Source organism: Trichococcus pasteurii (assembly GCF_900112935.1).
GTDB classification, from domain to species: Bacteria; Bacillota; Bacilli; order Lactobacillales; family Aerococcaceae; genus Trichococcus; species Trichococcus pasteurii.
In genome coordinates this window covers 113,160-134,366 of the sequence record NZ_FONM01000006.1, presented here as the reverse complement: position 1 = coordinate 134,366, position 21,207 = coordinate 113,160, and the positions used below count along the sequence as shown (strand labels likewise).

Below are 21,207 nucleotides of genomic sequence, written 5' to 3'. Positions count from 1 at the left end.
TGGAAGATCTGGACCGCGCTGAAGACCGCAAATTGTTCGAACAGTTGTTGCGCGACTTGGATATCCCGCAAGCACCCGGCAAAACAGCCGTGACCGTTGAAGAAGCGGTCGCAGTTGCCGACGAAATCGGTTATCCGGTCTTGGTGCGTCCGTCCTACGTATTGGGCGGCCGGGCGATGCAGATCGTCTACAACCAAGCCGATCTGGAGAAATACATGCGAGAAGCGGTCGTGGCCAGTCCTGAACGTCCGGTCCTGGTCGATCATTACCTGATCGGACAAGAGCTGGAAGTCGATGCGATCTGCGACGGTGAAACCGTCCTGATCCCGGGCATCATGGAACACATCGAACGCGCCGGCGTCCACTCGGGCGACTCGATCGCTGTTTACCCGCCGCAAAACCTGTCGCCTGAACTGATCAAAACGATCGAAGACTACACGATCCGTGTGGCGCAAGGCCTGAACACCATCGGCTTGGTGAACATCCAGTTCGTCATCAGCGAAGGCGTCGTCTACATCATCGAAGTGAACCCGCGCGCGAGCCGGACAATTCCGTTCTTGAGCAAAGTAACCGGCATCCCGATGGCGAAGTTAGCTACGAAAGGTATCCTAGGACTGAAACTGAAGGATATGGGTTACAAGACAGGTCTGGTTCCGTCGAAATCCGGCGTATACGTGAAGATGCCAGTCTTCAGTTTCAGCAAACTGAAGAAAGTCGACACGGTTCTGGGACCTGAAATGAAGTCTACCGGAGAAATCATCGGTAAAGACGTCAACTTGCCGAAAGCTTTGTATAAAGGCTTCATCGCATCCGGCGTGCACGTGCCTGACTACGGTACGGCGTTGATGACGGTATCGGATAAAGACAAAGAAGAAATCATCCCGTTGGCGAAACGCTTGATTTCGTTGGGCTACCATATCGTTGCTACAACAGGTACCGGTAAAGCGTTGGAAGCAGAAGGAATCAAAGTCGACGTCATTGAGAAAATCAATGAAAACAGCAACGACATTCTTGACGCTATCCGCGACGGCCGCATCAACCTGGTTGTCAATACGATGACGGAAGGTAAGACAAGCGAGACCGATGGATTCCTGATCCGCCGTGAAGCAGTCGAAAACAACATCCCATGTTTGACTTCATTGGATACAGCAGAAGCTTTGCTGCAAGCAATGGAAACCATCCATTTCCAATTGGAAGATATGAGTAAATAAGCATTAAAGCAGAAAAGAGAAGGGGGTGCCTCATTGGGGGCAGCCGCTTCTCTTTTCTTTTGTTTGTGTCGGTGGTTAGACCAGGACGGTAATCTTAACAACCGAGACAAGACAAATGCGTCAACCGTTAGCCCGGCCCGGAAACAGGAACAGTCGAGACAAATCGCGTGTGTCAATCGTTAGGTGTGGGCGGTGACTCAAACATTCGAGACACAGCGTGGATGTCGGTTGTTGACGCAAGACGGTAATCTAAACAGCCAAGATACTGTTCCGATAGGGCTGTCTGACGAGTTTACTTAATTCAACCAACCGCAGAACGACAAAAAAATAACCCCTAGAAAGTTGTATGAATCGCTTCATATCAACATTTCTAAGGGTTTCATCTTCATCTAGATGGAGACGACGGGAGTCGAACCCGTGTCCAAGCATATCGGCACTTCCAAGTCTACGCTCATAGTTAAACTATTGGAATTCGCCTTGAACTAGCCGTTTAACAGGCATTATTGTTGGCTAATCTGATTAATCTCTTCTGATTCCTCCAGATGGAAGGTCACAGCGTATCCCACATCATTGAGACCCTGATCTGAGTACATGGGCGATACCAGGAGGATCTTAGCTAGCTACAATTAAGCAGCGAAAGCTAAAGTGTTGTTTTGTGTTTTGTCAGTTGTATTTAACTGTAACGTTTTAGCGTAGACGTAACCTACGGAGCGCATCAAAAGCTCGACCTATACCTGTCGAATCCGTAACGTCCCCGTAATGGGAATGCACAGAGTTATCTTGCATTTCATATTATACGTCATCCGTTTCAAAAAGCAAGTATTATGCACAAAATATTTTTGCAGCGTGCCGCAAGCCAAAAAAAGAATCACAAAGCTGTTCAGAACCGGAGCGAAGGGATTCCGAAGCTTTTTACATGTCGCGGCGGTTCATGTGAAAGGGCTATCCTTTGAAATGTGCAGTCATTTTCTATAAACTATAAATAAGTGACAAGCACTACCATTAAGAGAGGATGGATAGGAATGAGACAAAGAAAAATGTTGATGAGTTTATTCAGTCTATCGGCTGCCGCTTTATTGGCCGCTTGTTCAACGGACACTAACACGGAGGAAGCCTCTGTTGGATCGGAGAGTGTTTCGATGGAAAGCATGGTTGAGGAGTCTTCATCCAGCAGTTCGGAAGGCATGGGGGATATGGTTCACGACGATTCCGGCGTGATTCCGGATGGTTTGATGGAAGCTGAAAATCCTACTTATAAAGTGGGGGAATCTGTCATCATGCAGGCAGGCCATATGGAAGGCATGGAAGGTGCAGAAGCGACAATCGTTGGAGCCTTTGACACAATCGCCTATGAAGTTTCCTATGATCCAACCAATGGAGACCCAAGAGTGGAGAACCATCAATGGGTGATTCAGGAAGAAATCATGGATGCTGGAACGGATCCATTTGGTGTCGGCAGTGAAGTGATGCTGGAAGCTGAGCACACGGAAGGGATGAGCGGCGCTACTGCCACTATAGATGCTGCTGAGACAACTACAGTCTATATGGTGGATTACATAGATACGGTCACCGGCGAAACAATCAAAAACCATAAGTGGGTGACCGAACAAGAACTTTCGCCAATTGAAGAACCATAACAGTAGGTTGAACATATAAAGATTTTCCTGAATATAAGAAAGGACTGGTCCTAATGAAATTTGGCATGCGCAAACCTAGCCTGAAACGCTCATTTAAAGCTAGGACAACCGGAAAGTTGAAGCGGGCGATCAAACGTAAAACCAATCCGTTCTACGGCAAAAAGGGGATGGGACTGGTCCGGGATGCCAAAAGGGCAGCCTACAATAGAATATACAAAAAAGCCACTTTCTCGATTTGGGATCTGTTCAAAAAAAGAAAATAAATCAATAATAATGACCGCCTCCTTAGTTGGAGCGCGGTCATTTTTTTGCCCGAAAATGCAGCGTCAATTCGAACTCATCCGGTATTCGTGCGGCGTCATATCATAGGCTTGCTTGAATTTCTGGTAGAAGAAAGTGACGTTCCTGTAACCGATCTGTTCGCTGATGTTTTCGATCGGGGTATCGGTATTCTTCAGCAGGATGCAAGCGTTGTTGAGGCGCAGTTCCTGGACCAATGCAACATAGGATTTTCCGGTCTGGCTCTTGATGAAACGGCTCAGGTAACTCGGATTGAACTTGAAAGTATCCGCGATCTGTTGCAAACTGCAGTCCTGATAATTCTTTTCGATAAAAAGCAGGATATCACCGATATAGGAATGATCCGCCTTGCGGTGTTCGCTGGATTGTTTCTGCTGGAAAGCCTTAAGCAACTCGGAAAAGAGGATGATCATGTAGGCATCGGTCACATCTTTTGAATAGGATGACGGTTCATAGTAATTGACGAGCATCCCCTCGATGGCGTCAATCAGAAATTCGCTGTTCGTTGTGTTAAAAAGTAGATAGCGGTCGTGTTTCTGTGTTTTGGAAAGCGCGTTGACCGCAAACTGAGTGATGATGCTGTTTGAGGCCAGCCGGCTCAGCATATGCGTAGAGAAGTACTCCTTCCTCATCAAGAAATTGATCAGAATATCGTTTTCGCCCGTATCCAGGATCCGATGGCAAACGCCGGTGTCCAGGATGCAAAAATCTCCCTCTTTTAATGAAATTTCTGTCCCATCGATTATAATATCTATATTGCCTGAGTAGACGTAGTTCATTTCGATGAAATCATGGACGTGCAGCGGGGTATAGGAAAAGCGCGCGTGTTTCAGAAGCAGCAGTTGGCTGCCTTCTATAAAAGCGGCGCGTTCTTTCTGTCGCTCTTCGGCACTTTTCAGAATCTTTTCAAACGTATAACGGTATACGCGATCAGCGTCCTCGTTCAGATAGGAATCAAAATTTTCGAAGAAGTCTGACGGCGGACCGTCTGTATTCTGAAGATAAAGTTTCTCTGTCACTGTATGGGTGAATAGTTTTTCGCGAATCTGTGCTTTATCCATAAAATCTCCTTCAGGTAAGAAATGGTCAATCATCTCGTAAGAATATGATATTAATAAATTACGGTATATCCGTTAAGATGTACTTGTTAGCGATACCATAATGATAATCCGGATGATAAATTTAGTCAATATGATTCGCCCGACATTGTACTTAGCACAGGAGCAACAAATATAGGAGGAAAATTAATGAATACTGAAAAAATGTCCCTCAGCGACAAGATTCAAAACACAGTTGGACCTTTCGCCACCAAGGTGAACAACAACATTTACCTGACATCCGTCAGGGACGCCATGCTGGCATACATGCCCTTTACTTTTATCGCATCGATCTTTTTGATTATTGCCTTTTTCCCGATCACTCAGGTTACTGACTTTATAACGATGGTTCTAGGCACGGAAAATGCATTCGTTTGGCAGTCAAAATTATTGTACGTGAACAGCGCAACACTGGCAGTAGGCGGCTTGATCGTCGTCATTTCCATGGCGAAATCCTTGGCGGATAAGCTGGAAACAAACGTGCTGCAATGCATCATTACGGCAGTCGTCTCTTTCCTTTTGTTGACACCGCTGGATAACATCGAGGGCGTTGATTTTCTGAACATCACAAAGATCAGTGCTCAATCCATGTTCCTGTCCATCCTGGTCGGCATGTTCAGCACCATCATCTACAAAAAAATTGAAGAAAGAGGAATCAAAATCAAACTGCCGGAATCCGTACCACCTGCAGTAGCCGGACCATTCGAATCGGTCATCCCTTCCTTCATCGTTGTCACCACATTCTTCATCATCCGTTTGATCTTCGAGTTGTTGCTGAAGAGTGACGCATTGACATTGATCAACGGCACCTTAGGCAAACCATTGACTTACTTGGGCGGATCAATCGGCGGCTTGGTTGTCGTCAAAATCTTCGAACAATTCCTTTGGTTCTTCGGCTTGCACGGCGGCTCGATCATCCAAGCAGTAATGGATCCCATCCACCAAGTTCTGGAAGATCAAAATAAAGTTGCGTCATTGGCAGGAGCAATCCCTCCGAACATCATCAGCATGAGCTTCCGTAATCATTTCGCCTCGATCGGTGTCGTTGGTGCCATCATCGCGATCCTGATCGTAGCGAAGAGCAGACAATACAAAGAAGTCGGCAAAATCTCAAGCGTGCCTTACATGTTCAACATTGGCGAACCAGCGTTGTTCGGTATCCCGTTGATGCTGAATTTCCTGTACTTCATCCCGTTCATCTTCTCGAATGCCATTTCTACTGTCATCGCTTATGTCGTTTTCGCGCTTGGACTTGTGCCGCTTCCGACAGGTTTGGCGCAGATCCCATGGACAACGCCGCCGATCATCAGCGGCTACTTCGTCACCGGCAGCATCAGAGGTTCACTCCTGCAGATTGCCCTGATCGCAATCACGACAGTCGTTTGGATTCCTTTCGTTCGGATGGCCGACAAAGAGCTGTACAAAGAGGAAAAAGAAATGGACAGCACGGGTTCGGATACGACTGTCCAGGAAGCAGAAGGAATCCGTTAAATGACTGCAACGGATCAATTTACAATAAAAGGAAGGGTCCAACCTTTGAGCGTCAGCTTGGGTCAGGCCAGCTGGATTACGCGGTTGGATAATCCGCTTGAAAAAGAAGCAGAATCTTTGAATGAACGGCCTAACATCATCCTTGAGAAGGAATTCGATGTCCCCGCTGAAATTGCAGAAGGCTTGATTGATATCTGCGGCTTGGGTTATTATACCTTGTACGTCAACGGGCAGCGCATGGGCGATGCCTACTTGAACAACGATGTGACGAATTACGACAAAACGGTCTATTATGACACCTATGACATCAGAAATTATTTGAAACAGGGCAGCAACAAGCTGTCGGTGGAACTGGCGAATGGTTGGTACAATGCGGCTCCCATCACGATTTTGGGGAAATACAATGTGCGCAAGCAGCTCGCTGTCGGCAAGCCTTGCCTGATCAGTCAACTGACGATCACGACTGCTTCAGATGAAAAAATCGTGATCGAATCGGATTCGAGCTGGGAAAGCAAGCCAGGCAACTATCTGTTCAATAATCTCTATATCGGTGAAACGGTGACGGATGACATCACGGGGGCAGCCATTCGACAGAAGACTGTAAAAATCGCTGGACCGGGCGGGAATTTGACACCCAGTTTCATTCCCAAGATCAAGCGGCAGAAACAGTACCTTCCTGCCGTGGTCGCGAACCATTCTGCAAATGAAGGCATCCTGATCGATTTCGGGACGATCCTGTCCGGGCATTTCCTTTGCGATATCGCCGCCGATTATCTGGGTCAGGTTACGTTCCTGTACGCCGAGGAACTGAACGCTGATGGCACCCTTAGTTTTGATTCCAGCATCAGCGGAACCTATGGGGTGACGGATGAGGCGCATGGCATAAACGCGGGCGATCCGATCATCCAGAAAGACGTCATCAAAAAAACTGAACAAGAAATCTTCCAATTTGAAAATCAGTTCTGCTATCACTCCTTCCGCTATGTTCTAGTGAAGACAGAACCGGACACAGGCTCGTTTGAGGAGTTGCTTTCGAACGTCCGGGCTTACAGCCTGCACACAGACCTTGCTTCTGTGAGCAAGTTCCATTCATCTTCGGATGAGTTGAACCGTTTGTGGGAAGCGGCGCAGAATACCCGCTTGAACAATATCCATTCCTACTTCGAAGATTGCACAAGGGAACGTTTCGGTTATGGCGGGGATATCGTCGCCCTGATCGATTCGCAGCTCTACAGCCACGATATGCACAAGCTGCTGAAGAAAGTCTTTATGGATTTCGCTCATGATCAGACACCGGAAGGCGGGATTCCGCAGACAGCCCCTTACGTCGGCATCATGACGAACGGGACTTCCAACGGGGCTGGTTCCTTGGGCTGGCAGCTGGTTTTCCCGGTGCTTGCCTCTAGAATCGGGCAGTATTATCAAGATACTGCCTTTGTGCAAGAACATCTGCCTGAATTGTTGAAGCATCTGGAATATCTGCTGGCTTTTGATTTCGACTATATCCGTTACTGCTGTTTGGGCGATTGGGGGTCCGTCGATGCCGGCATTCAGAATAGGCGCATCGTATCGCCGGATCAGGAATTCTGTTCGGCCAGCATGTGTCTGATCCTTTTGGAGGAATACAAAGCGTTGTTTGCTGCACACAATGTTTCTGAAACGATGATGGAAACCTTGGAATTGCGCATCGTGGAAGCCAGAAGTGCAATCATCGATCTGTTCCGCAATGAAGACGGCAGTTTTTCCTCAGGTACGCAATCAAGCACAATCTTCGCTTTGAAGGCGGGATTGCATAGAAATGAAGCTGAAAAGCATCAGCTTGAAAGGAACCTGATCGAACGAATTCAGAAAGAAGATGGCGTTTTTCGCTTCGGCATTTTCGGGATGTCATGGGCATACACCATCCTTTCCGAGCTCGGTGAGGACGATTTGATCTGCAATTGGCTGTCCCGCCGCCAGGAACCGAATTATCTTAGCATGCTGACGAACGGCAACCAGACCTTGAGTGAGTATTTCCCGCTGCAGAGCGGCACGAACAAGCTGCAAGGTTCCTTGAACCATGCGATGTTCTCCTCATACACGGTTTGGATGATGGAAAAGTTGGTCGGCATCTCTGTCAAAAAAGATTGCAGTATTCAATTGGCGCCTTATTTCGCAACAGATCTGACGGAAATGAATGGTTCACTCCTCACTGCGCAAGGGGAAATTGAAGCGCAGTGGGTACGGACCGATGCTAATAATTTTATGTACAGCGTGACGCTGCCTGAATCAATGGACTACGATTTCCGATTAGGGTACGCGTATCGAATCATCAACAAAGAGATAACTGCTTCTGGAGACGGTCGCGAAACAATCAAGCTGTCGCTCCAGATTGCTGATCCGATCGAAGCCGTAAGACGGGGAAATGCTTGAGCTTCACCTGTTCCGCTATCCTTGAATGACCATTTCAAAATAATGGAGGCAAAAAAATGAAAATCAAAAAAATCGGACAAGCGGCCATGCTGATGGCGCTGTTGAATCTGGCTGCTTGCGCAGCGCCTTCCGAAACGGCGGAATCAGCCGCAAGTTCGTCGGAAACAGGTATCACCTTAGAAGAATCGGAAATAGATGAAGCGTCACAGCTGCAGTACTTTACATATGATGCCATGAAGGATGGTTTCACAAGCTCACGCTCGAATGTGCTGACGCCGACCTTCTACATCTACGCAGGCCAAAAGACTGAGGAGGAAGCAGAAGAACTGTTGGCCGAAATCGGATTGTTGCCGGATGTCCAGCAATGGGCAGGGCAGGCCTACGTGATCAATCCTCTGGATAAGGAGGGGTATCAAGCGGAGGATGCGGAAGCTTTCATCAAATTGTTGGCGAAAGCGCCGGTGAAGAACGTCAAAGTAATCGCGCTGGATGAAGGTGCGACCTTCGCCAATAACTATCTGGCGAAGAAAAGCTATCCGATCGCAGGGATGATGCTGTACGGCGGGGATGTCGAAGCTGACAGCACCTCGACGACGCCAGTTCCCGTATACCTCAGCAATGCAGGAGAAGCTGTAACGGACTTCTACACTTCAGCCAACGCAGCCGAAGAGCAGCTGGAAGAGGATGATCTGGCCATTTACCAAAATCAGGATAATGAGTTCCAGCAAGTCGTCGTGAATGCGGAAGAAAAAACCGTTCAGGAAGCGTATGCCTACGCTTGGGAGCATGTCTTCTCGAAAAATTACCGGATGCATAACGAACTGACTGAGTTTTACATGGCTGACGTCAGCAAATACACAGAGCCTTACCCGTTTGTTGGGGTTCCCGACTTTGAGGAACTTGGAATCACCTATAATCAGATGATAGCTGAGCCTGTCAACGGGGAGGGTGCGTATAACTGGTACGAATACATTCCTGAAGCAACAATGGAGCAGGATGAAAAAACCGTGCCGTTGATCGTGACGCTCCACGGATTTGCGAACGATCCAAGACTGCAGGGTGATGCCAGCGGTCTGACCGAGTTGGCTGTGGAAGAAAATCTGATCGTCGTTTCCCCGGAATGGCAAGACAAAGAAGTGAATTTCGGTGGCGTTGAAGGTTTGGGTGAAGAGGGTGTCCTGAATCTGATCGAGGATCTGAAAGAAAAATATCCGCAGATCGACCCTTCGCGGATCTACCTGACCGGCTTGTCAGCAGGCGGCTCCAAAGCTACCCTGATGGGCGTCAAATATCCGGGCGTTTTCGCGGCTGTGGCAGCTGTCTCAGCACCGGGCGTCGATAAACAGGAACTCACCGCAATCGCGGAAACCTATGCTGGGCCTGAAGTGCCGTATCTTTACATCTGCGGTGATCACGATAATTTCCAGATGATCCCTGTGGACGGTTCCGGCCAATTCGGCACACCGGGCATTTTCCAAAATGACCCGAACGTCGACATGTTCCCGTTCATCCAAGCTTATCAAAAAATCAACAAGCTTGAGGCAGCGCCGCAGTACGATATGTCGTCGAATGAATTCTACGGTGTGGCGTTGGACAATCAGGAATGGACGACACTAGGCGAAAAACAGATGCTGACAGGTACGTTGTCGAATCAGAGCGGCGTCATGATGAAGTTGGCGGCCGTAAAAGATCTGGCGCATTGGAACTACAAACCGGAAGCGGCATTCATCTGGGACTTCTTCCAGGATTACCAGAGAAATACCGAGAACGGCGAGCTGATCATCAACAGTCCTGAAGAATGATCTACTGCAACAGCACCATTATTGACATAAATTGAAAAAAATGGGAAAAACCCTTGGAGGAAGTGGATTTTTAGCACTGCCTTCAAGGGTTTTTATCATGCCAAACACCAATTATCGATTATATTGCTGTTTCTTGCATAAAATTCTGTATATATTTTGAAAATAAGGGTATAATGAAAGCGTTACCTGACCAATGTGGAAAAACATTACCTCGTTCGATCGTTCAGGCTAACAACGACATAGGAGGCGGTTGCGATGACAATGAAGAAATTCCAAGTGGAGCTACCCGAAGATATGCTTGAAAAAATGAGAAAAGGGTATGCCGCAAAAAGAAAACAGGGCGGCTACGAAGTGAAAAATATCAGCGATGAAGAGCTGGCTGAATATTTCATGAGTATGGGCTTAAATTATGTCGACAGAAAAATATCCGAAATCCTTGATAAAGAAAAAAAATAAAGAAAAAGAGAAGCGGTCACATACGGAATCGCTTCTCTTTTTCTTTATTTGAAGTCATAAGTAAAGAAGATAGGGCTTGCACATTCCAAAAATCCATGGTACAATGACTTTAACATTTTGTGAAGCGCAGAAAAGAATTGTTTCAAAACATTCCGATTCGTAACGTTAGCAACAATGTATCATAAAGTGCAAGACGCACGAGGAGGATTTTCAATTATGGAACAAGGTACAGTTAAATGGTTTAACGCAGAAAAAGGTTTTGGTTTCATCGAACGCGAAAACGGAGACGATGTATTCGTACATTTCTCAGCTATCCAATCTGAAGGTTTCAAATCTTTAGAAGAAGGCCAAGCAGTAACTTTCAGCGTAGAAGAAGGTAACCGTGGACCTCAAGCAACTAACGTTGTTAAAGCTTAATTCAAAATTAAACTTATAGGAACCTGATCTTCGGATCAGGTTCTTTTTTTGACGAAAACTTTCATAAGGTAATTCCAGGTTTTGAAACAGTAAACTGGAATTTTTTTTAAATAACGCAAATAACATCAATATCGTATTGCGAATTTATTTGTCGATCCGATTTGCATTATTGAATGAAGCGTGATACAATGAATTTAACATTTTGTTGGGTTAGAGAAACGAATTGCATTACGAAAATTCCGATCCGTAGCGTTAGCAACAATGTATGATAAAGTGCAATAGCACGAGGAGGATTTTCAATTATGGAACAAGGTACAGTAAAATGGTTTAACGCAGACAAAGGTTTTGGCTTCATCGAACGCGAAAACGGAGACGATGTATTCGTACATTTCTCAGCTATCCAATCTGAAGGTTTCAAATCTTTAGAAGAAGGCCAAGCAGTAACTTTCAGCGTAGAAGAAGGTAACCGTGGACCTCAAGCAACAAACGTAAACAAAGCTTAATTCAAAATTAAACTTATAGGAACCTGGTCCTCGGACCAGGTTCTTTTTTTGAAATTTTTCCCAGCTCCGGTCAGGCAGCTTTCATCGGAGCTGAGAAGATAAACAGCTATCCGATCTCCGGGCGAGCTGCTTTGGACGGAGATCGGATCCCATTCGATTAATTTTCCTCCGATGAAGCATGTTTTCGTCGGAGAAACGCAAACAAAAAAGCATCCAGAATTCAATTTCAGGATGCTTTTTTGTGTCCCGTCAATATTTCTTCTTCGGATGGCGGTCGACGACTTCCGGATATTTTGCAAGGATCGCTTCTCCTGCGGGTGTGATGAGGTAACCCCTGAGCGGGAACTGGGAAGCGAGCTGAGCTTCGCTCAATTCCTGTTTAGCGAGCTCCATCAATTCCGGCTTCTTCATTTTGGAATATCCGGCTACTTCGTAATGTTTCAGGATGGCTTTCAGGCCAGCCGCGTTCAGGTGGTCCAGCGAATCGGTCGCCGATAGTTCCACCGCATAGCCTTTTTCGATCACTTCATCCAGTGCTTGACGGCCATTGATGCCGTAATTGTATTCGAAATATTTCGGATAAACGCTATCGTTCGTGAACGTACCAAATTGGATGCGCCATAACAGGATCAGATGCCCCGGCAGGATATCTTCCTCAAAACGGATCATGTTGCGTTTGGGTACGAGCTGTTCCGATCCGATCCGGACGGCGTTCAGCCAACCCTCCTTATCGCGTTTTTTGGAAATGTAAGGCACTTCCGGATAATCCTGATAAAGCGCGAAAATATCCTGCACCGCTTGATCCTGCAAGTCCAAGTGGCTGTTTTGTTTTTCGATGTTGGTTGTATTCATAAAAATCCCTCCTATTCGTTCCTATTTCTATGCTTCAAAATCAAAGGCGGTACCCATTCCTTTTTCGAGTGCTCTTCGGTAAACTTCACCGGCGATTGCGACGTCCATCGCTCCTGTGCCGATCGGGATGCAGATGGTGATACCTTGCGAAAGGTCGCCTGCCTCTTTCTTTCCGATCGCCAATTCGCCCAGAGTCGCAAAAACATCGTTTTCGGATAGTTTCCCTTCACTCGTGAGCTTCTTCAAAGCACCGCGATGGAGAGCCTGCTCCACATGATCAACGATGATCTTGTCCGCCTTCAAGATAAGTTCATCTTCGATTTCCTGGAAAGATCCCAACGGAAAAATGATGGAGCCTTTTTTGATCCATTCTGCTTTGATGAGGGGAGTCTGCGCTGGCGTGACGGTGATGAGAACATCGGCCTGACTGGCTTCCCGGGCATCATCAACGACACAGATGACGCCTTTGACATGTTCCTGCATTTTTTTTGCAAATGCTTCCGCTGTACTGCGTCTGTGGTTCCAGACGATCAATTCGGTGATGTCGAACAGATCCGCGATCGCCCGGATGTTGGTGCTGGCTTGCATCCCGGCTCCGTAAATGCCGATCGTAACGGTTGGCTTCTTGAGCAAATACCGCAATGCGTTTGCGGTCTGGGCCCCGGTGCGCATATTGGTTATATAAGCGCCTTCAAGTGCGGCAGTGAAAGTACCGAGATGCGGATTGATCAACAAAATCATCCCCGTGATATAAGGAAGTCCGGCAGCTTTGCGTTCGCCTAAAAATCCCCCGACCCATTTCGAGCCGGCGATATCCTGCGAGCCGATGTAGGCTGGCATTGCGTTCATGAACCCTTCATACGGAGGGTAACCGCCAGTTTCACCCAGATCCAGTGTCAATTTTGTCGGGTTGATGACTGTGCCATCACCCAGGCCCTGAAATGTCTGATGCACGAGATTGTTGAAATCCGCAATATCCAATAATTCCTTGATGGTGCTCTGATTGATCAGCAGCGTATTGCGTTCTTTCATGGCCATTCTCCTTTAAACGAGATGTGTTCAAAAGAACCTTTGCCTTTGAACAGTCACATAAAGTATAGCATTTTTCGGGGAATAACAAAAAATCAGGAGCATCCGGATATCCAACACTGTCCTCAAATCGTATCAATTGGAATGCATTTTTTGCTGGTATATACTTAAAGTATGCATGACAAAGGAATATGAGGTGGAGAAGCATGGAAGAGAAATCCGAACAAGCCAAGGTAAGGAAACCAGAACTGGTTTTTTACGCGGGTTCGACTTTGTTGGAAGGACCGCACTGGGATGCGGAAAATAACTTGCTTTATTGCGTTTCGATCGAAGACAGCATGATTTATGCTATCAATCCGGAAACTGGGGAGGTGCAGACCTATCTGACCGAAGGACCGGTCGGATGCGCCGTCCTTGATCAGGAGGGGATGATTCTGGAAGCTGAAAGGAACGGCATTTTCCGGATCAATCCGCGGACGAAGGAAAAACAGCTGGTGGCAAAGGCTCACGACGATGAACGGATGCGCTACAACGACGGGAAGCTGGATCCGAAAGGCCGCCTGATTGTCGGGACGATGGGCTATGACGATACCTATGAAGGGGAAGCCGCTTTGTACGCTATCGAAAAGGGCGGAACGGTCCGCACGGTTTTGGATGGCCTCACTTTGGCCAACGGTATGGGATGGTCACCAGATGGAAAGACGCTGTATTTTATTGATACGCCGACGAAGAAAGTGGGCCGTTATGCTTATGATCCAAAAACGGGTGAAGCGACCTTCGAGAAATACGTTGTCGAGATCACCGACGGCAGCAATCCGGACGGCATGTGCGTGGATCGGGACGGCATGATCTGGGTGGCGCAATACGGCGGTGGGAAAGTCTGCAGATGGGACCCGGAAACCGGTAAAAAGCTTGAGGAAATCCTGATGCCGGTGAAGAATGCGACGTCCTGTTGTCTGGGCGGCAATGAATTGGAGTATCTGTACATCACGACCGCGAAGGATGGCGAGACGGAAGAGGAGCTGGCTGGCGGGTTGTTCCGCTTCAAGTTGTCTTAGAGGAGGCTTGTCGGGTAAATCAAATCGTTGGAGAAGGGCATTTTGTTCCACTATAATGAGAGTGTGAGACGATTCAAAAATAAGAGAGGGGATGATTTTTATGGTGAAAAAGATCGGATTCTTAGTGGGTAGTTTGCGCGAAGAGGCCTACAGCAAAAAAGTGGCCTTGGCATTTTCGGAATTGTTCCCGGACGGGTATGAAACCGGAATGGTGGAAATCGGGCATTTACCTTTATATAACCAGGATTTCGACGAGGTGGAGGGCATGCTTCCTGAATCGTACACTCCGTTCCGCGAAGAAATCAAAGGCTATGATGCCTTTGTGCTGGTGACCCCTGAATACAATCGTTCCTATCCTGCGGCTTTGAAGAATGCATTGGATGTCGGTTCGCGTCCGTATGGGGCCAATCTTTGGGACGGCAAACCGGTCGCGGTCATCAGCCAATCCCCGGGTGCTCTAGGGGCATTCGGTGCGAATCATCACTTAAGACAAGTTCTTGTTTTCCTGAATATGGTGCCATTGCAGCAGCCGGAAGCCTATATCGGAAATGTCCACAAGTTGTTGAACGAAGACGGTTCCGTTAAGGATGAAAAGACAACAGAATATTTTCAATCGATTGTGGATGCTTTCGTCCAGTTGATCGAAAGTACGGAACAGTCGAAACAGTAAATGCTTGAAATACCCATTCTCACGAAAAAGTGTGAGGATGGGTATTTTGTTTGTCTCGGTGCTTTTTCCCTCTGCTATAATGAAGGAAGAACTATATCACCCAGAAAAGGACAAACTAATGGATAAACATACAACCCAACCTTCTTTGTTGGACAGACTGAAAGCACATGCGGCATCCGACAGCATCCCGATGCATATGCCGGGGCACAAGCGGAATACCGCTTTGTTGGGAACGGACTTGCCTTACAATATCGACATCACTGAAATAGACGGATTCGACAATCTGCACGGCGCGAGCGGCATCCTCAAAGATTATATGGAAGAGATCACGGACTTCTACGGCACCAAGCGCTCATTCTACCTCGTAAACGGGAGCACGTGCGGCATCCTGGCGGGGATCCGAGCTGCGACGAAACGCGGCGGCAAAATCGCGGTCGCAAGGAATTGCCACAAGTCCGTCTATCACGCAATCGAGCTTTTCGGATTGGAGTCCGTCTATCTGATGCCGGAAATGGATGAAACATTCGGCATCCACGGCGGCATTTCGACGGCAAGCATTGCCGCTACGCTAAAACAGCACCCGGATACGCAGCTGGTCGTTTTGACTTCGCCGACGTACGAAGGGGTGGTCAGTGACATAGCGGCGATTGCCGATATCTGTCATGCGCAAGGGATTCCGTTGATGGTCGACGAGGCACACGGCTCACATTTGAATTATTCGGAACATTTTCCAAGCAGCGCGACCGCACTCGGCGCTGACATCGTGATCCAGAGCCTGCATAAGACTTTGCCTTCTTTGACGATGACGTCATTGGCCCATCTGAATGGTGATCTGGTCAGTCCGGAAGAACTGGCCCGGCAACTCGCTATCTTCGAAAGCAGCTCGCCGTCCTATGTACTGATGGCTTCGATCGACCGCTGCTTCCGCTTGCTGCGGGATGAGGGAAGACGGTTATTTGAAAGCTACAATCAAAGGTTAGCCGGCTTCTCAGAAAAAATGCAACAGCTCCAGCATCTCGAGGTACTTTGCCACGGAAACGACAGTGCGGTCCTCCACCCAACATTTTTTGCCTTCGATAAAGGCAAAATCCTGATTTCTGCACAAGGAACCGGCATAACCGGACAGGAACTTTCCGAAACGTTGCGGAGCGATCATCATATCGAAATGGAGATGGCTTACGGCGATCATGCATTGGCGATGACCAGCGTATGCGATACAGATGCCGCTATGGCTGCTTTGGCCGATGCGCTAATAGCGATTGACAGTTCGCTTAACTCAGCAGCTGGGGAGCACGCTCTCAATAATGGGACGCTAGTTTTCTCCCTACCTGAAAAGCAATGCGAAATCTGGCAGGCTCTGGAATCAGAAAAAGCAGTGTGTCCGTTGGAGCAAGCTGCAGGGCAAACGGCGGCCGAATACATCTGGGCCTATCCGCCAGGCATCCCGTTGCTTGTGCCGGGGGAACAGATCAGTAATGGGTTTATCCGCCAAGTCCGAACGTTGTTGGAGAAGGGGACACGGATCTACAGCGACGCCGACGGGCTTCCTAAAAATATCCAAATTATGCACCAGAAAAACCTTGTTCAGTAACTTACATTTAGATAGCTATCGGCCGAATCAGGATATTGATAAAAACGGTCACTATGCTGATAGGTCGGCAGATTGACGGACTAACAATTTGTTGGTAAAATAATTCACAAAGGAAGCATTTTTCTGTCAAGCAATATGCTTCCTTAACCTATTTCAGAGGAGATGTCGTTATGAAAAGAATCGTAACATTAAGCACCCGCAACCTGAAGGATACTGCCAAACACGGCGGCTGCGGAGCATGCCAAACATCTTGCCAATCCGCATGCAAAACTTCTTGCGGAATCGCTAACCAAAGCTGTGTGAACCCTAGACAAGCAGCGAAGTAAAAAAGAGTCCGCCTGACTGATTCCAGTTGGGCGGCAATTTTATGGACAAAAAAGGAGTTTGAAACCGAAATGATTCATCAATATAAACTGAACGGATACAATATCGTAATGGATACCTACAGCGGTGCCGTGCATGTCGTGGACGACCTTGCTTTCGACATCATCGCGCTGTATGAAGCAACACCTGTCGAAGAGATCGTTTCAACGATGCTGGAACAATATGCGAACGACCCTGAAATCAACGAAACAGAAATCCGCGATACGCTGTCGGATGTCGAAGAATTGAAGGCCAACGGGGAATTGTTCACGGAAGACTTGTACCAAGACCTTTCCATCGACTTGAAGAACCGCCAAACCTTCGTGAAGGCTCTTTGCCTGAACGTGGCGCATACTTGTAACCTGACCTGCGATTACTGCTTCGCCAGCCAAGGCAAGTACAATGGCGACAGAGCGATCATGAAATTTGAAGTCGGGAAGCAAGCAATCGATTTCCTGCTTGAGAATTCCGGTTTCCACCGCAACCTGGACGTCGACTTCTTCGGCGGTGAGCCGTTGATGGCTTGGCGCGTCGTGAAGCAGATCGTCGAATACGCGCGCAGCAAGGAAGAGGAGTCCAACAAGACTTTCCGTTTCACTTTCACAACAAACGGGATGCTTTTGAACGATGAAATCAATGAGTTCCTGAACAAAGAAATGTACAACGTCGTTTTGAGCTTGGACGGACGCAAGGAAGTCCATGACCGTCTGCGCCGCACCGTTAACGGAAAAGGCAGCTATGACTACATTTTGCCGAAATTCCAGAAATTCGTGGAAGGGCGCGGCGACAAGGAATACTACGTCCGCGGCACTTATACAGGCAATAACGTCGATTTCACAAATGATATTTTCCACGTAGCTAACCTCGGATTCGACAAACTGTCGATGGAACCGGTCATCTGCGATCCTTCCGAACCTTACGCTTTGACGGAGGAACATCTTCCGGCACTGTACAGACAGTATGAAATCTTAGCTGAGGAAATGCTGAAGCGCGGCGAAGAGGGCAACGACTTCACTTTCTACCACTACATGCTGGACCTTTCCGAAGGACCGTGCATCCAGAAACGCATCTCCGGCTGCGGATCAGGAACGGAATACATGGCTGTCACTCCTTGGGGTGAATTGTTCCCTTGCCACCAGTTCGTTGGTGATGAAGAATTCAGCCTGGGTAATATCTGGGATGGCGTGACCAAACCGGAACTGCAATGCCAATTCAAGGAAGTCAACTGCTATTCCAAACCGGAATGCCAAGATTGCTGGGCTAAATTGTACTGCAGCGGCGGCTGCCCTGCCAACTCCCTACATGCGACCGGATCATTGAAAGGCAACTATGAATTCAGCTGCGACCTGTTCCGCAAACGCGTGGAATGCTCGATGATGGTGAAGGTCGCGGAATCGATCCGCGAAATGGAAGCCGAAGCGATGGCTGCTGAGTAAGAAATAACCACATAATACGATAGAAGTGCGCGCCGGATTGATGCCGGCGGGTGCTTCTTTTTGTTGTGGAGGAGGGCGGGGTGACTGTTCCTCCGGTGAAGGAGGTCTTGGACGGAGGACAGAACATAATGTCGCCTGCAACTCCGGGGAAGCCGCCCCGTCCGGAGGACAGATCCAAATGTCAGTCGGAAATCCGGCGAGGCCGGCTCTCGCCGGAGGGAAAAGCAAAAACGTAAGAAATGCGAAAAGCGCAGGCCGGAACTCCGGCCGACAGCCAAAAGCCTAAACCCAACAGAAAAACCGCACAATCGCCCGATTGTGCGGTTCAACATTTATCGCTTATTTCGCGTTCAATTCTTCCAGAAACGCAACGATCCTTCGGCAGCCTTCGATAACGTTCTCGTCGCTGGCGGCGTAGCTCATGCGGAAGTAGCCCACTCCGGATTCACCGAAAGCCGATCCGGGGATCACGCCTACGCCGGCTTTGCGTGCCAAGTCGATGCAGAAGTTCCAGTCATCGTTGCCATACTGCTCCGGAATGCGCGGGAACAGGTAGAAGGCGCCGTCCGGATTGTTCATCTTCAGTCCAGCAGCCGTCAAACCTTCCAAGAGGATGTCCCGGCGTTTGAGGTAAGCAGCTTTCATCGTGGCAGTCGCTTCATCACCGTCGCGGAAAGCAACACCAGCCGCGGTCTGCGCAGGTGTGGAACCGCAAGTGACCAGGCTTTGGTGATATTTCAAAATTTCGCGGATCAGGTCCGATTGGGCAGCGACAAAGCCGACGCGCCAGCCGGTCATCGCATAGCTTTTCGAAGTGCCGTTGATGACGATGGACTGCTCAGGGATGTACTTGGCGATGGAAGTATGACTGCCGTCGTAGGTCAGTTCGCTGTAGATTTCATCGCTGAGGACGAATACGTCATACTTCTTGATTACCTCGGCCAAAGCTTCGACTTCTTCTTTTGTGTAAGTAGCGCCGGTCGGATTGTTCGGATAGGTGAGCACGATCATTTTCGTTTCCGGGTTCGCATCCAGCGCCGCCTTCAGGTCCTCCGGTGTGATCAGGAAGCCCGTTTCGGATGTGTCGATCTTGACGCTTTCGCCGCCAGCCAAAAGAGTGACGTATTCATACTGCGGGAAAGCCGGCGATTGGATGATCACCTTGTCGCCCGGGTTCATCAAAGCAAACATAGTTGCGGTGATCGCTTCAGTGGCGCCGACCGTCAGGATGATGTCGGTGTCCGCGTTGTAATGCAGCCCGTATTTCCGCTCCATGAACTTCGCGATCTCCTTCCGGGTTTCAAGAACGCCGGCAGAAGGGGCGTAGTGCGTTTGGTTTTGGTTCAGGGCCTCCATGGCCGCCGCCTTGATGAAATCCGGCGTATCGAAATCAGGCTCGCCCATCGTGAAGCGGATAAGGTCCTTCACATCGCTGATGGCTGCGTCGAAGTTACGGATGGGCGATCCTTTCAGTTGCTTCACAAAGCGGTTCGTTTCTCTGCTCATAATTTATTTTCTCCTCCGGATGAAATATCCTTAATCTAATGTATAGTCGAACGTGCGCCAACCGACAGTCGGCTTCAAATCTCATGAAAATAACATAACACGATTGTAGGCGTATTTCTATGCAAAGTTGCCTCCTTCTGAATGAAAATTAGAAATCCGCGAATTTGATGAGCGTTTTCACATCTGAGTGGCAGTGGTTTCCCGGTGCTTTCCGATCAGGAGAACAGCCAGTACCGTCCTGTGCAACCCCAAAACACTGAAAAACCAAGCGGAAAAAAGCTTCTGCACCGGAGCAGTTGACAGGTCTGCCGGATAAGTGTACGATTAGAAAAATGAATGAATCGCCAAGCAAAAAGAGGTCGCGGCTGGTCAAGAGTACCGCAAGGGAAAGGGACGGTCGCCGAAGCATGCGAATGCTGGACCCAGGTTGAACAAATGTGGGGCTGTTCCATTGTCGTTGCCCGATGACAGTGGATTGCGCTTTAGCTTGGTTGGGCGAATGCAGGTCTCCGTAGCCGTAAGCACTCGCTTACCGCTATTTTTTTTGCATTTCCGGAACAAACGGTCGTCCGCCGCATAGGGCAAACGCAGGCTGGCATGCTATAATGGGCATGTTGGAACAGAAAAAATGATCGGGAGGAAACATCAAATGAGCGAACTATTGTTGACAGATGCTTATGAAATCGCAGCTTACATCAAAGCTGCCGAAAAGCAAACACCCATAAAACTTTACATCAAAGGGGATTTCGAAAATCCTGCCTACGAAGGCTTGAAATTCTTCGGAAGCGGAGACAGCTACACAGTCTTCGGCGACGCAGCAGCGATCTATTCTTTCTTGGAAGCAAATAAAGACAAGATCAAAGACCACGTCATGGAATACGACAGACGCAATTCCGCAATCCCATTGTTGGACACTACCAAAATCGATGCACGCATCGAGCCTGGCTCATTCATCCGTGATCACGTAACGATCGGCAAGAGCGCCGTCATCATGATGGGGGCGGTCATCAACATCGGTGCCGTCATCGGCGAAGGCACTATGATCGACATGGGCGCGGTAGTCGGCGCACGCGGCACGATCGGCAAAAACTGCCACATCGGAGCAGGCGCAGTGGTTGCGGGCGTTCTTGAGCCACCATCGAAATCACCAGTCATCATCGAAGACGGTGTTTTGGTCGGCGCGAACGCTGTCATCATCGAAGGCGTGCACATCGGCGAAGGCGCTGTTGTCGCAGCTGGCGCAATCGTATTGGAAGACGTACCGGCTAATGCGGTAGTTGCGGGATCTCCTGCAAAAATCGTGAAGATGAAGGACGAACAAACAAGCGAAAAAACCCAATTGTTGGCTGATTTAAGAGACTAATAACTACACGCGG

The 21,207-nt window shown here is 48.4% G+C and carries 19 protein-coding genes, 1 other RNA gene and 1 riboswitch; of the genes, 15 read left to right on the top strand and 5 right to left on the bottom strand.

Going from position 1 to position 21,207, the window contains the following annotated elements:
* Nucleotides 1-1,211 (top strand): ATP-binding protein (locus BM184_RS07465; RefSeq protein WP_143091124.1); only part of this gene is annotated, 1,211 nt, incomplete at its 5' end.
* A gap of 391 nt (nt 1,212-1,602) precedes the next feature.
* Here the strand turns inward: BM184_RS07465 and ssrA are convergent.
* Nucleotides 1,603-1,967: a transfer-messenger RNA gene (gene ssrA / locus BM184_RS07460) on the bottom strand.
* Between the two features lie 266 nt (nt 1,968-2,233).
* On the opposite strand from ssrA, the gene BM184_RS07450 reads away from it, so the two are divergent.
* Entirely contained in the window at nt 2,234-2,848 is a 615-nt protein-coding gene (locus BM184_RS07450; protein ID WP_086942597.1) for a YdhK family protein, read from the top strand.
* A 53-nt stretch (nt 2,849-2,901) separates the two neighbouring features.
* The gene (locus BM184_RS07445; RefSeq protein WP_086942598.1) at nt 2,902-3,111 is read left to right on the top strand and encodes a hypothetical protein; all 210 of its coding nucleotides are present in this window, start codon (nt 2,902-2,904) and stop codon (nt 3,109-3,111) included.
* Between the two features lie 63 nt (nt 3,112-3,174).
* Here the strand turns inward: BM184_RS07445 and BM184_RS07440 are convergent, their stop codons facing one another.
* Nucleotides 3,175-4,209 (bottom strand): AraC family transcriptional regulator, encoded by a 1,035-nt coding sequence (locus BM184_RS07440; protein ID WP_086942599.1) that lies wholly within the window; start codon nt 4,207-4,209, stop codon nt 3,175-3,177.
* Between the two features lie 186 nt (nt 4,210-4,395).
* Here BM184_RS07440 and BM184_RS07435 point away from each other — a divergent pair, with 186 nt between their 5' ends.
* The 6 genes from BM184_RS07435 (at nt 4,396) to BM184_RS07410 (ending at nt 11,326) form a co-directional block, all read left to right on the top strand.
* The gene (locus BM184_RS07435) at nt 4,396-5,736 is read left to right on the top strand and encodes a PTS sugar transporter subunit IIC (RefSeq protein WP_086942600.1); all 1,341 of its coding nucleotides are present in this window, start codon (nt 4,396-4,398) and stop codon (nt 5,734-5,736) included.
* Nucleotides 5,737-8,148, top strand: coding sequence for a family 78 glycoside hydrolase catalytic domain (locus BM184_RS07430; protein ID WP_086942601.1), 2,412 nt, complete (start codon nt 5,737-5,739; stop codon nt 8,146-8,148).
* A 56-nt stretch (nt 8,149-8,204) separates the two neighbouring features.
* On the top strand, nt 8,205-9,950 hold the full coding sequence (locus tag BM184_RS07425; RefSeq protein ID WP_086942602.1) for a PHB depolymerase family esterase: 1,746 nt from the start codon (nt 8,205-8,207) through the stop codon (nt 9,948-9,950).
* Between the two features lie 255 nt (nt 9,951-10,205).
* Entirely contained in the window at nt 10,206-10,406 is a 201-nt protein-coding gene (locus BM184_RS07420) for a hypothetical protein (RefSeq protein ID WP_068561094.1), read from the top strand.
* Between the two features lie 216 nt (nt 10,407-10,622).
* The gene (locus BM184_RS07415; RefSeq protein ID WP_068561095.1) at nt 10,623-10,823 is read left to right on the top strand and encodes a cold-shock protein; all 201 of its coding nucleotides are present in this window, start codon (nt 10,623-10,625) and stop codon (nt 10,821-10,823) included.
* Nucleotides 10,824-11,125: 302 nt separating this feature from the next.
* Nucleotides 11,126-11,326 carry a cold-shock protein gene (locus tag BM184_RS07410; RefSeq protein WP_086629034.1) on the top strand — a complete coding sequence of 67 codons (201 nt, stop codon included), beginning with the start codon at nt 11,126-11,128 and terminating at the stop codon, nt 11,324-11,326.
* A 249-nt stretch (nt 11,327-11,575) separates the two neighbouring features.
* Here BM184_RS07410 and BM184_RS07400 read toward each other — a convergent pair whose 3' ends face one another.
* On the bottom strand, nt 11,576-12,178 hold the full coding sequence (locus BM184_RS07400) for a hypothetical protein (RefSeq protein WP_086942604.1): 603 nt from the start codon (nt 12,176-12,178) through the stop codon (nt 11,576-11,578).
* A 27-nt stretch (nt 12,179-12,205) separates the two neighbouring features.
* Nucleotides 12,206-13,210, bottom strand: a complete 1,005-nt coding sequence (locus tag BM184_RS07395) for an ornithine cyclodeaminase family protein (protein ID WP_086942605.1) — start codon at nt 13,208-13,210, stop codon at nt 12,206-12,208.
* A 203-nt stretch (nt 13,211-13,413) separates the two neighbouring features.
* Between BM184_RS07395 and BM184_RS07390 the strand changes: the two genes are divergently transcribed.
* The 5 genes from BM184_RS07390 to scfB all read left to right on the top strand — a co-directional run bounded on the left by BM184_RS07390 (nt 13,414) and on the right by scfB (nt 18,325).
* The gene (locus tag BM184_RS07390; RefSeq protein WP_177208584.1) at nt 13,414-14,265 is read left to right on the top strand and encodes an SMP-30/gluconolactonase/LRE family protein; all 852 of its coding nucleotides are present in this window, start codon (nt 13,414-13,416) and stop codon (nt 14,263-14,265) included.
* A gap of 100 nt (nt 14,266-14,365) precedes the next feature.
* Nucleotides 14,366-14,935: an NADPH-dependent FMN reductase gene (locus BM184_RS07385; RefSeq protein ID WP_177208583.1), complete on the top strand. Its 570-nt coding sequence runs from the start codon at nt 14,366-14,368 to the stop codon at nt 14,933-14,935.
* A gap of 118 nt (nt 14,936-15,053) precedes the next feature.
* Nucleotides 15,054-16,526 carry an aminotransferase class I/II-fold pyridoxal phosphate-dependent enzyme gene (locus BM184_RS07380; RefSeq protein WP_177208582.1) on the top strand — a complete coding sequence of 491 codons (1,473 nt, stop codon included), beginning with the start codon at nt 15,054-15,056 and terminating at the stop codon, nt 16,524-16,526.
* A 170-nt stretch (nt 16,527-16,696) separates the two neighbouring features.
* Nucleotides 16,697-16,852 (top strand): six-cysteine ranthipeptide SCIFF, encoded by a 156-nt coding sequence (gene scfA, locus BM184_RS07375; protein ID WP_084253821.1) that lies wholly within the window; start codon nt 16,697-16,699, stop codon nt 16,850-16,852.
* A 69-nt stretch (nt 16,853-16,921) separates the two neighbouring features.
* A complete protein-coding gene (gene scfB / locus BM184_RS07370) occupies nt 16,922-18,325 on the top strand; it encodes a thioether cross-link-forming SCIFF peptide maturase (RefSeq protein ID WP_086942608.1) in 1,404 nt (467 codons plus the stop codon).
* Nucleotides 18,326-18,664: 339 nt separating this feature from the next.
* On the opposite strand, the gene BM184_RS07365 is transcribed toward scfB, so the two are convergent.
* Nucleotides 18,665-19,831 (bottom strand): aminotransferase class I/II-fold pyridoxal phosphate-dependent enzyme, encoded by a 1,167-nt coding sequence (locus tag BM184_RS07365; protein ID WP_086942609.1) that lies wholly within the window; start codon nt 19,829-19,831, stop codon nt 18,665-18,667.
* A 345-nt stretch (nt 19,832-20,176) separates the two neighbouring features.
* Nucleotides 20,177-20,322: riboswitch (Lysine riboswitch) on the top strand.
* 158 nt (nt 20,323-20,480) lie between these two features.
* Between BM184_RS07365 and dapD the strand changes: the two genes are divergently transcribed.
* Nucleotides 20,481-21,194, top strand: a complete 714-nt coding sequence (dapD, locus tag BM184_RS07360; protein WP_086942610.1) for a 2,3,4,5-tetrahydropyridine-2,6-dicarboxylate N-acetyltransferase — start codon at nt 20,481-20,483, stop codon at nt 21,192-21,194.
* Nucleotides 21,195-21,207: the final 13 nt, after the last annotated feature.